Annotated in this window: 9 protein-coding genes; 6 read left to right on the top strand and 3 right to left on the bottom strand. The window is 56.7% G+C overall.

The genetic code is table 11. The features are described from left to right. The first annotated feature begins 101 nt into the window (after positions 1-101). The 5 genes from PSR63_RS10760 (at position 102) to PSR63_RS10740 (ending at position 6,219) form a co-directional block, all read left to right on the top strand. Positions 102-1,067, top strand: coding sequence for a hypothetical protein (locus PSR63_RS10760; RefSeq protein WP_274333157.1), 966 nt, complete (start codon positions 102-104; stop codon positions 1,065-1,067). Positions 1,068-1,138: 71 nt separating this feature from the next. Continuing rightward, on the top strand, positions 1,139-2,986 hold the full coding sequence (locus tag PSR63_RS10755) for a glycerophosphodiester phosphodiesterase (RefSeq protein ID WP_274333155.1): 1,848 nt from the start codon (positions 1,139-1,141) through the stop codon (positions 2,984-2,986). A gap of 38 nt (positions 2,987-3,024) precedes the next feature. Continuing rightward, a complete protein-coding gene (locus PSR63_RS10750; RefSeq protein WP_274333153.1) occupies positions 3,025-4,245 on the top strand; it encodes an exo-alpha-sialidase in 1,221 nt (406 codons plus the stop codon). Between the two features lie 98 nt (positions 4,246-4,343). After that, on the top strand, positions 4,344-5,741 hold the full coding sequence (locus PSR63_RS10745; protein ID WP_274333151.1) for an arylsulfatase: 1,398 nt from the start codon (positions 4,344-4,346) through the stop codon (positions 5,739-5,741). 31 nt (positions 5,742-5,772) lie between these two features. Beyond that, complete coding sequence (locus PSR63_RS10740; protein WP_274333149.1) at positions 5,773-6,219, top strand: hypothetical protein; 447 nt, start codon at positions 5,773-5,775, stop codon at positions 6,217-6,219. Between the two features lie 66 nt (positions 6,220-6,285). Here the strand turns inward: PSR63_RS10740 and PSR63_RS10735 are convergent, their stop codons facing one another. Beyond that, entirely contained in the window at positions 6,286-7,953 is a 1,668-nt protein-coding gene (locus tag PSR63_RS10735) for a right-handed parallel beta-helix repeat-containing protein (protein WP_274333147.1), read from the bottom strand. A gap of 146 nt (positions 7,954-8,099) precedes the next feature. On the opposite strand from PSR63_RS10735, the gene PSR63_RS10730 reads away from it, so the two are divergent. Beyond that, positions 8,100-9,311 (top strand): FG-GAP repeat domain-containing protein, encoded by a 1,212-nt coding sequence (locus PSR63_RS10730; protein WP_274333145.1) that lies wholly within the window; start codon positions 8,100-8,102, stop codon positions 9,309-9,311. Between the two features lie 435 nt (positions 9,312-9,746). On the opposite strand, the gene PSR63_RS10725 is transcribed toward PSR63_RS10730, so the two are convergent. Continuing rightward, entirely contained in the window at positions 9,747-10,592 is an 846-nt protein-coding gene (locus PSR63_RS10725; protein WP_274333144.1) for a hypothetical protein, read from the bottom strand. Positions 10,593-10,894: 302 nt separating this feature from the next. Next, a complete protein-coding gene (locus tag PSR63_RS10720; RefSeq protein WP_274333142.1) occupies positions 10,895-11,059 on the bottom strand; it encodes a hypothetical protein in 165 nt (54 codons plus the stop codon). Between the last annotated feature and the right edge of the window lie 1,012 nt (positions 11,060-12,071).

The raw sequence follows: 12,071 nt of genomic DNA, 5'->3' as shown, positions 1-12,071 counted from the left end.
GATCGTCCTCAACCTTTGGTTTCCGGCTCAATCTTCAGGTATCCTAATAGGAGGTCCATTCTTCCAACTTAGTTCTCTCGCCATTTCCGCGGCTGTTCGCCATGAAAAAGTCTTTCGACCGTCGTCGCTTTGCAAAAGTGGTTCTCGCTGGCGGAACCTTGGCCGGCAGTCTGTGGTCCGACTGGCTGAAGGCCGCCGAAGACTCGCCGCTGGATGACCAGCACCTGGTGCGCCTGGGGATGAATGCGTTGGCCCGCGCCCACAAGATGAACTACTTCAGCGACGGGCATCGTGGCGCGGCAATGATCTCGGCCCATTTGATGTGCGTCGAGAATGGATTCGACCAGCCAACGATGACGCGGATCTCGCAGCTATTCGACTTGAACTGGGCGAAGACGAAGCTGTGCGAGCCCTTTCCCGAAGAAGATCCCGATCCGGAAGCCGTACAGAAAGTACGCCTGGCACTGCTCGATGGCAGTGAGACGCTCCGCGAAGTGGGGCACAACGTGATCTTCGCCGCCTTGGCGATCAAGTCATTCACCATGATGCCGGAACTGGCGACTCCGCAGCGCGTGGACGGCGTTTGCCAGATGATCCGCAAGTTCAAGCCGTGGCATGACGAAGCCCCGGACGAAAGCGTGCAGCCTCCTTCGTTTTCCGATACCGCCGTCGCTTCGCGCTTCGTTCTACAGGAAGCCAGTGATGCGATCGACCGCTTTGTCGGTTATGGGCAAGGGTTCGCCGGGCACATGCTCACCTTCGGCCAGGCCATGGTCGAACTGGCTGCCGACGGAGACGAAGAACTCGCCGAAGGATGCCGCACCGCGTTCCGCAAATACGTGAGCGTCACGCGGCAAGGTCCCGTCCCGGATGCCAGAAAGATCAAGGACCATGCGTTCAGTAAGCTCCGGCCCAACCAGGCCGAGTATTGGCAACGCCGTGGTGACAAGGCGGTTGGCATCGGACATGTCTTCAAGTATCCCTTCGGTTACTATTACTTGCTCGATAAGGCGAACGATCCCGATTTGGCGAAGACCTTAGATGCCAAGGCATACCACGTGTTCTAATAAACCGTTCGCATCGAACCCTAAGACCCTGACTCCCCGTCGGCGTGAAAAGAAGTGCAGAGGAAAACACCATGAACTCACGGCTCACTGCGACATCGCAGGCATTTTCCTCCTGTTGGAAAACACTTTTCGCGACCGATCTGCTCTACAAGATTCTCGCGTTCATTCTGCTCACTCCCCTGTTGGGTAGCCTGTTCCGATTTCTGCTGGCGACGTTTGGAGATGAAGTTCTCTCGGACGTCGAGATCGCGATGTTTTTTCTCGGCCCGGCAGGCTGGCTGTGTTTGATTGTTGTCGGTTCGCTTTGGCTGGGGATCGTGTTTCTCGAGCAGACCTCGCTACTGGGCATCCTCGCCGCCAAGCATGTTGGGCGAACGGTCACGCCGATCGGCGCCCTGCGATACGCGGTCGCCCATGCGGCAAGCGTCGTGCGGCTGACGATGAGGATCCTTTTACTGATCATTGCTGCCGTGGTACCGTTTCTGGTGGTGGCAGCGATCGTCTACTTCTCGCTGCTCACCGAGTACGACATCAACTACTATCTGAAAGAAAGCCCGCCTGTGTTTCGCATTTCGGTGGGCATCGGTGTTGTGTTGGCGATCGGGCTGGTCAGTGTACTGTTGTGGATGATTACCAGTTACTTCTTCGCCCTGCCGCTGCTCTTGTTCGAGCAACGCAGTCCGTCCGAGGCGCTGCAAGAAAGTCGCCGCCGTGTGCTTGGCCACAAGCGAATTATCTTCGCCTGGCTGGTCGGTTGGGCCGTGGCCATCGTGATCGTCTCGGCGATTGCCTCGGCGATTGTCACCTGGTGCAGTCAGCAGTTGATGCCGGATTCGACGACGTCGCTACATTGGCTGGTCGTGGCGATCGGTGTTTCGATGTTGCTGCTAACCGTGGTCAACCTGGCCAGCAACCTGCTGGGCACGACGACCTTCGCGTCGATGCTGTTCACGTTGTACCAATCGCCAGGAAACGGTTCCGAGGTCGACCTGGCCACCCAGTTCGAACAGGAAGCGGCCAACTACGCAGGCCCCAAGATCACCCGCACTCGCCTGGCCGTGCTCGCGATCGTTGGCGTTCTGGTCGCCATCTTGATCGGGGCCGCCGCGCTCGAGACCGTTAAGCTGGAAGACAACGTGCAGATCATGGCCCACCGGGGTGCTTCCAGCAAAGCCCCTGAGAACACGCTGGCAGCGTTTCAGCAGGCGATTGAAGACGGAGCCGACTGGATCGAACTCGACGTGCAGGAAACGGCCGACGGGCAGGTCGTCATCATGCACGACAGCGACTTCATGAAGCTCAGCAAGAACCCGCTCAAAATCTGGGATGCCACCACGGATGATCTGAAGGACATCGATATTGGCACGTGGAAATCACCCGACTTCGCCGACCAGCGCGTGCCGACGCTCGCCGAAGTGCTGGCCCTGTGCAAAGACAAGGTCGGGGTGAATATCGAGCTGAAGTATTACGGTCACGACGAGATGCTCGAGCAACGCGTGGCCGATATCGTCGACGAGCAGGGGATGAACGATCAGGTCATGGCCATGTCGCTCAAGCGAGAGGGCGTCGAGAAGATGAAGGCCATTCGCCCCGAGTGGAAAGTGGGCCTGCTCATGTCGGTTGCGGCCGGCAACCTGAGCAAGCTGGAAGCCGACTTCCTGGCCGTCAACGCCAGCTTTGCCGACGTGCTGCTGATCGATCAAGCTCACGATAACGGCAAACAGGTGTTCGTCTGGACGGTCAACGATGCGGCAACCATGTCGACTATGATGAGCCGCGGCGTCGACGGCATTCTGACCGACAAGCCCGAGCTCGCCCGGTCGGTCCTCGAGCAGCGCGCCGCGATGAGCACTCCACAGCGACTGCTGCTGGAGTTCTCAGGCCTCTTGGGCATCGAGCCGAAAGTAGCGGATCAATAGAAATAGCTTCAGTGCAACTTCACCGATTGGTAGAGACAATGATGAGACAGCGTTTGGGTCTGGCGGCATGTTTCGCGATGCTGATGGTCGTTGGCAATGGGATCGCTGCGACTAAGTCAGCAAACGCCGAAGAGAAGACGCCTGCCGACCAGACGACGATCATGCTGAAAGGAGACTGGGTTCCCGCGCATCCGCATGACATCGACTTCGATCGCTTGCCGCGCGTTCCTTCGCAACATGTCGTGGTGAGTGATGTGCGGAAGGCGAAAGGTGTTCATCAGCATAATTACCTGGCCTTTCACGAGGGTCAGTTCTGGATCATGTGGAGCAACGGCCCTGGCATTGAAGATCAGGCAGGGCAGCGCGTTTCGTATGCGACCAGCCCCGATGGATTGACCTGGAGCAAGCCCAAGTTCCTTTCGCCCGTGCCGCCCCATTCCGGCAAGGACTCGAAGGTCTACGGCACGCGCAGCCCCGATGGGTTCCGCTGGATTGCTCGCGGCTTCTGGCAGCGCGACGGCGAGCTGTACGCGCTGGCGTCACTCGATCAGTCGGCTGGCTTCTTTGGGCCCGGCCTCGAGCTGCATGCGTTTCGTTGGGATAACCAAGCCCAGGCCTGGGGCGATTCGCAGGTCATCCAAGACAACGCGATCAATAACTTCCCGCCCAAGAAGATACCTTCCGGTCAGTGGATGATGTCTCGCCGCATGCACGACTACAAAAAGTCAGGCGTGCAGTTCTTGGTCGGCGGCGTCGAAGCGATCGACGAGTGGGACTCGGTGCCGGTCTTCAAGTCCGATGCTGAGTTAGCCGCGGAAGAGCCGTATTGGTGGGTGCTGCCGGACAATCAGCGAATGGTGGCCCTGTTCCGCGATAACCACAAAAGCGGCTACCTCTATCGCTCGTTCTCGGAAGATCAGGGCAAGAGCTGGTCCCCTCCGCATCGCACCGACTTTCCCGATGCTCGGTCGAAGTTTAGTGGCGTTCGCCTGGAAGATGGCCGCTACGTGCTGGTCTCGAACCCGCATCCGAAGCGCCGCGATCCGCTGGCCATTTCGATCAGCGACGATGGGGTTGTCTTCACCAAGATGGGCTATCTGATCGGCGGCAGGCATGTCGACTACCCGCACGTGATCCAGCATGGCAGCGACCTGCTGGTGGCCTTCGCCGGAGGCAAACAAACCGTCGAGGTGCTGAAGATCAAGCTGGAAGACTTGAACAAGCTGGAAATGCCGAATCAACCGCTGGTAAAGCCGTAATTCTCGAGAATTTGACCCCGCCACCGGAGCAAGCAATACTAAACAACCACCTCTCTGGCACCCCGATTTGACCCTTGCTTGCGCGGAAGGTCCCTCCCATGCATCGTTTGGTTTTGCTGCTTGCTGGTTTGCTGTTCTTGGTTCCTTCGGTCGCGCGTGCGGCGGATGATGCCAAGCCGAACGTGATTTTCATCTACGTCGACGACCTCGGTTATGGCGACCTGGGCTGTTTCGGCCAGCAGAAGATCGCGACGCCGAAGCTCGATCAGATGGCCGGCGATGGGATGAAGCTGACCAGCTTCTACGCTGGCTGCACGGTCTGTCGTCCTTCGCGGCTGGTGCTGTGGACCGGTCGAAGTCTGGGGCATCAGCCGATCAACGACAACAAACCGTACACGATGAAGCCGTCCGATCACACGATCGCCGAGCTGATGAAAGAGCAAGGCTACACCACCGGCGGCGTCGGCAAGTGGGCGATGGGTGAGCCTGGCAGCGGCGGCGAACCGATCTATCACGGCTTCGACTTCTGGTGCGGGTACCTCAACCAAAGCAACGCCCACAACTATTACCCGCCCAATATCTGGCGCTGCGAAGGGGACAAGGTCGAAGAGCTTCCCTTGCCGGGCAATGTCCTGATGGACGACAAGAATGCCCGCGGCCGTGTGGCCAAGCTCGATGCCCGCAAGACCTACTCGCACGACGTGATGACCCAGGAAGCGTTCGACTTCGTTCGCCGCAATGCCGACAAGCCGTTTCTGCTACACATTCACTGGACGATCCCGCATGCCAACAACGAAGGGGGCCGCGTCACCGGCAACGGCAGCGAGGTGCCCAGCTACGGTCAGTACGCCGACAAGGATTGGCCCGCACCGGAAAAAGGTTTCGCTGCGATGGTCACGCACATGGACAGCGACGTCGGTAAGCTGCGCGACCTTTTGAAGGAACTGAAGATCGAAGACAACACGCTGCTGATCTTCACTTCCGACAATGGCCCGCATCAGGAAGGGGGACACAAGGTCGACTTCTTCGATAGCAACGGCCCGCTCAAGGGATACAAGCGAACCGTCTACGAAGGCGGCATCCGCGTGCCGTTCATCGCCGTCTGGCCCGGCAAGATCGCACCCGGCACCGAGTCTGGCATCACCTTCAACGCCTACGATGTGATGGCCACTTACGCCGATCTGACCAATGCCAAGGTGGTGCCGCTGAACGACGGCCTCAGCTTCCTGCCAACGTTGCTCAACAAGCAGCAGAAGGTGGTCGTCGCAAACCGCAAGCCTGACCCGAAGCAGCGGATCTCGTATTCGTCCTTCGCCAAGATGGAAGCGGCCCGGCAAGGAGAATTCAAAGCCGTTCGCCAGGCCCCAGACAAACCGATCGAGCTATACAACTTGCAGGAAGACATCGGCGAAACAACCGACATCGCCAAGGATCATCCCACGATTGTCCAGATGATGGCCGACTTCATGAAGGAAGCGAAAGAGCCTCTGGAGTAGCGGCACCCGTTTGCTTTTAATTTAATAATGCATGAAACCGCTTAACGAAATCATCGAATCGATCGACTCCGTTGTTGTAAAGGCTTACGAATCCAAACGTATCGGCGATTCTGTGAGCGACGCGGCCGACTCCGCCTCAACACTCGCAGGCTACCAAGCCATTGGCGACGGCTGGCGAACGATCGAACATGAGTATGAGTCCATCATTGACATGCTCGCCTACGATATAGGGCATGATCTTGCCTATTCTTCGGATCAACTACTACCGATCGAGGAATGCGTGGCGCTCGCGGAATCACTGTCCATGCACGCGGAATCAGGTTCGACTTGGGTCACTAACCATAGTCCCAAAACGTATGGCCATAACGGAACAGTGTTCGGTTCCTGGAACCCCGTATCCGATTGGACCTTCGATAAAGCTATTGTGGCGGTGGGTCACCACAAGACTCTCTTCATCTGCTTTTTCGCCGAAGACTGAAGTCGCGCACAAATCGAATGGGGACGCCGGCTTTTTTGGACGATCCCCATTTCTCATGCGGAAAACTTACTCCGCTTTCTTCACAATCTCATTCCCACGCTCAACGATCCGATCGGTCTCGTTCCCCTTGGCCAGTAAGACCTTGGCGTTGGAGTCGCCGGTGGTCACCTGGTTGCCCATGACGGCGGTCGATCCCTTGGGATCTTGGATGACGAACGCCGCTTGGTGGAACGTCTTCACCTTATTGCCGACGGCCGAAACATTCGCCTGGCTGGCGGAAACGGCGTGACGGAAGTTCTCGAAGCTGTTGCCATACGCCTGGACGGTGGCGTCCGGCAAAGCCCAGATGCCGAAGCTGGGTGGTCCGACTTTGCGAAGCGCCGTAGCAACCATTTGATTGTTCTCGATCCGGGCCTCGCCTGCGATGCGAACGCCAGCGACGCCGCCTCCCTTGAAGGTGTTGCCGTTTATGTCGACGGTCGAGCCAGCGAAGATCATCATCAGCGGCGGCATTCCTCCGGTCCGTTCGAGTTCGTTCTCGATCACTTCCGCTTGCCACCCACCGTGAATGCCGATGGCGACTTGCTTGTTTTCGATCAGCTTATTACGGGCAAGCGTGGCCTTTCCGTCTTCGCACTCCGCCATGCCGATGCCGGCGGATTGGTTGTGATGGCAGTGGTTGTCCATCACGACCGCCTTGGCTCCGTCTAGCCCGATGCCAGCGGCGCCGTTTTCGTAGCTGGTGTTGCCCACGATGGTGGCCTGTGCGTGCCGAATGCCGATGCCCGCCATCTTGTTTCGGTAACACTCGTTGTTGCGGATGATCGACGCGGCGTCCTCTTCGGTGCCGATGCCGGCCATGTCGTTCTCATAGCAGAGATTCGCTTCGATGATCGGACGGGTATCTGACCCCGTTCGCACGCCGATCCCGGCCCGGCGGTTCTTGTAGCACTTGTTCTCACGCACCGTGGGGCACGAGCCTTCACTGATGCCGATCCCGGCACGGATGTTCTCGTAACAGACGTTGCGGATCACAACAGGACTGGCGTGGTTGTGCCCGATGCCGGCGTAGAAGTTCTCGAAGCAGGTGTTCGCTTCGATGATCCCGCGCGACTGACGCATCGCACCGATGCCGCCACCCATGTTGCGGTAGCAGACGTTCTTATAAATGTGCGGCGAAGCGGCGCTGCCCGAGCTGCCGAACAGGCCGATGCCGGTGTCACCGATGTGATGCACGATGTTGTTTTGCACCACGCAGGTCACGTTCGGGATTTGAATACCTGGACCAGGGCTTTCGCCGATGTGCTCGTGCGATTGAAGGTTTCCCTGCGTCTTGTGATGCTTCGCCCACTCGGCTTCGTCGTAGTGACCAAAGTTACGAACCGTGAGCCCGTCGAGCTCCGACCCTTCGGCCATCATTACGGCACTGCCATGCCCCGGCACGTCGGAGCCATCGAGGATCGTTTCTTCGGCCCGCAGCAGTCCTTGCTTGCCTGCAGTGGCGTCTCCTTCGCTACGAACAGTCACGTTCGCTTTCAGCTTGAGTCGTTCGGCGTACGTTCCGGCCTTCACCAAAACAACGTCATCAGGCTCAGCCGCGTCGATGGCTGCCTGGATCGTCTTGTGGTCGCCCGGCACATGAATCGCTTTGGCCGAGGCTGAGGTGATTGTGGTAGAGAACCAAGCCGCGACCAGCAGCGCAGCAACGACCTTGATTGGGTTGGACTGAGACATGCGGAGATCCTTGGGTGGGGGTTAAGGAGGAGGGATACGTTTATGATATCGCGCGGATGTGCTCATCCAAACAAAAAATCGCGGAATGTGTTCTCAATCGGTACAATCACTCCGGAGAAAACGTGACCACCCTTGGGAGCTACTTCATGCCGCCAACTACCTGTTGGGTCAGCCTGCTTTTGATTGCCTTCGCGTGCGCGACGCTTCGGGCAGAAGAAACGAGTGCGATCCGTTTCCAGAAGATCGTGCTGAGCGATCGCTACTTCTGCGATGGAATTCAATCAGGCGACATCAACCAAGATGGGGCGACTGATATCGTGGCGGGCCCCTATTGGTACGCGGGGCCCAGCTTCGATCAGAAGCACGAGTTTTACCCGGCCGTGCCACTGCCGCCGGAGAAGAGCCCATCGAACAGCATGTTCAGCTTCGTGCACGATTTCTCCGGCGATGGGTTACCCGATATCCTGGTGCTGGGGCGCGTGCACCTACATGCTGCCTACTGGTACGAGAATCCCGGCAGCACCGACGGCGAGTGGAAGAAGCACTACGCGTTTGAACGCGTACAGGGAGAGTCGCCGGCGCTGGTCGATCTGTTTCAGGACGGGAACGTGCAGGTCGTCTGTCATTGGGAAGGCCGTTTGGGCTGGATCGAACCGCAGCCGGGCAAGCCACAACAGCCGTGGCGGTTTCAGCCGATCAGCGATCGGGGTGAGTGGAAGGAGTTTTATCACGGCGAAGGGGTCGGCGATGTCAACGGAGATGGCCGGCTCGACTTGGTGATCAACGACGGCTGGTTCGAACAGCCACCAAAACGCAACACCGTTTGGCCGTTCCACACGCACAAGTTCGCCGAGCGCGGTGGGGCGCAGATCTACTGCGACGACGTTGACGAAGATGGCGACGCCGATGTCATCACGGCGCTCGACGGGCACGGCTGGGGGCTGGCCTGGTTCGAGCAGACCAAGAGCGGTGAAGAGATCTGTTTCGAGAAGCACCTGATCATGGGAGACGACACGCAGCGGGAAACGTTCGGCGTAGCGTTCACCCAGCTGCACGCGTTAGACCTGGCCGACATCAACGGCGACTTACGTAAAGACATCATCGTCGGCACACGTCGCTGGGCCCACGGCCCCAAAGGAGACATCGAACCCATGGCCGCCCCGGTCGTCTATTGGTTCGAGCGGACCAAAAACGCAGACGGAACCGTCCGCTTCGTCCCCCACCAGATCGACGACCACTCAGGCGTCGGCGTGCAGATCCAAGCCGCCGATGTGAATGGGGATGGCCGGATGGATGTGCTGACTTCGTCGAAGCTGGGGAGTTTTGTGTTTGTTCAGGACGTTGAGGGGGCTCAGTGACGATCGACATCGTTGAGGTGATCACCGATGAATTCGCCGAGATTGAGCTTCGTTCGGAACTACCGGAACGGCCAAGGGCATACGACGACGATGGCGATCGTCCAACCCTGAGTGTGCTGATTCGACGAGCAGAAACTTCAGCCGTGGCGTTTAGCGTGCAGGAATTGCTGGAAGCAATTCAGGCAGTTGGCTTAGACGTAAGAGTGTTCGCCAAAGAAGCTCCGGAAGTCCTAGCCAGGGCAGTGGGGTACTTAGAGGACCAAGGGCGAGTCATACGCAATCACCCTTTGTTCGCTGACTTTATTAATGAACAAGGAAATCGATTGCCACGCGTCGAAGATGAGTACCTTGTCTGGAATACCGTCGCTGTTGAGCGTGGCAATCCAAAGGTGGAAGAACGACGATTGCGAGTCACTCTAGACACCTCTTTTTCTTCTACTCACTATCAAAGTCAGTCGGAATCACTTCCTCGATTACCTCATTGTGGCTCGAACAGACATAAACAGGGCGATCAAAACAGACAGCCACCATGCTGGCAAGGATGGATGATATATCCAAGACCCGATCGGTCTTCGACGCCGTACGATTCGTCACAGGTGCATACAAAGTAACATCAATCATTACATCTTTGTGGCTTAGTCGCGAATCCAAATCAGGGTCAAAGTAAAACGATTTTGAAACGGTTCCTTTTACGCCCATCGCTGCAAACGAGAAGGATTCATCCAGAATTGGGGACACGTGTTTTTCCATCTCTACATTGAACAACCGCCCTAGTGTTTCCCGGGCCTGTTCGAGATCTCCGTCAAAATCAAACCGAATCCTCACAATTCTTGACAGTGCTTCGTCACCTCCTGGCTGAATGGTAGTGCTGACAACCTTTCTTTTGGGTAATTGGGAGTCGGGCATAACTTCTTCCAGGACCACATCGTCTTCCGAGCAGACATAAGCGACACAATGAAGGTCGGTCGCTATCATACCGGCAAGAGGGGATGCACACTCAGAGAGGACAGCAACTTGGAAGTACATTCGTCCCGTTACTGGTGCGTATAGGTTCATTTGTACGATAACGTCGTTATCACTTAACCTGGGATCGTGATCGGGGTCATGAAACTTGTGCTTAAAGAGAGACACCCCCATTCCCATAGACGAAAAAAAATAGACATCGTCCCCATCCCAGGCTGTTCCCTTTTGAATCGCGACATGGAATAGCTGGCCAAGGCGCTTTTGAGCCTCTTCTAATGACCCATCGAAACTAAAACGGATCGCTACGGTATCTGACATTTTATCCCGGCGGGGTGGCACTGGCGGGCGATTAATCTTCCGTGTGCCACTTCTATGAAAGTCTCTGATTTGTCCAGGGGTTAGTATTCACGCTTGCGGAGATCCCAGTCTTCTATCCGAGCATCGGCCGCTTGGCCTAGCCCTGGTGGGTGTTTCGAGGTGCGAAGGCTGCCCTATCTGGCTTCGGACGGGTGTCCAAGTGGCACTCGAGCTCGCCTTCGCTACGCAAGGATCCGCGATCGTAAGTTCCTGCTCCTGAGTTTCATCGGTAGCTCTCGGTGATTGAAATTTTCAAAGGTACGCTAAGCGGCCAGTTCGGTTTCGGTGGCGACCATCTCGTGGTATAGCCTGCGAAGCCAACGGTTGGCGATCGCGGCCGAGACGACGTTCGCCGGTTTGGTTTTTCGTAAGCGTGTGTGAAACTCTTTCCAGCGATCGTCGCACCGTGGCAGTCGGCTGGGTGGCACTGGTTAACGATGGTACTTCTGTGTGCCACTGGCCTGCAGAATTCGGCGGCAACACGTTGGCTTTACTGGGTGCCATCAGGCTACCATAACGGCATGGCACGTTCACGCACTCAGAAGAAGATGAAGGGCCAGGCCAGGTCGTTCGCCGGGTGTCGACCCTGCCTACGACACTAACGCCATGCAGTGGCCTCGGAGCAATTTTAGTTTTCGATACGATATTGTGATGCAAACGGACAAATTTAGACTTGGGACAATGGTGCACTTCAATAAATGGAATCGCGTATATGACTAATGACAAATCGCCTAATCCATTGGACGCAATATGTATTGTTTGCGATGATCCAGAATTGATTATCCGTGCAGTGGATTCGGTATTCCCAAAACTTCCTCGGGAATTCAGATTGCCCTTTAGCAGATTGACTATGGACCTATTTCACCGCCATGGAAAGTCCGGTCTTTTTGACCGAATCAATAATAGAAGTGTCGCGTCCTTGTTCTCCGAGTATCATGATTTGGTAGATATTCCACCAATAGTTGAGGGAGAATTAGAGGGAGTGAAATATCATCTATTCGATAATTCCAAACAGCGTGAAGACTAAAGCATTCTGCAGTCCCGTGGGCCGATTGGCACTGCCAGCTTCTCCATCATGTTCAACATCTCAACGTGTGCCACTGCCGCCCTCGGAAGTGTGAAGCGGCAAGCCGGCTTACTCTCCAAGTTCCTTCTGAACTCTGGATGCGTGCAAACAACTTGGGTCAGGCAGGGTCAGCTTAGGTAGTCCTGGTTGTATCGTTCGATCTTCGTAGAACTTGGCGGCTGGGTGGCACACAGAGGTATCCTAGGCGGTGCGGCCCATACAAGAAAACCGCTAGCGCACTATCCTCGCCTGTCAGGCAGCTGGTAGACTACACGCATCTGACCTCAAAGCAATCTTGCTTCGGGGAATTGGGTTCGCCTCTTGTGCGGATCTTTGACTTGGGTCGCTTTGATCATTCGCCGGCCCTTCTACTT

Origin of the sequence: Bremerella sp. P1, from assembly GCF_028748185.1 — a bacterium.
Lineage (GTDB): Bacteria > Planctomycetota > Planctomycetia > Pirellulales > Pirellulaceae > Bremerella.
This window is presented reverse-complemented; position numbering and strand designations above follow the sequence as displayed.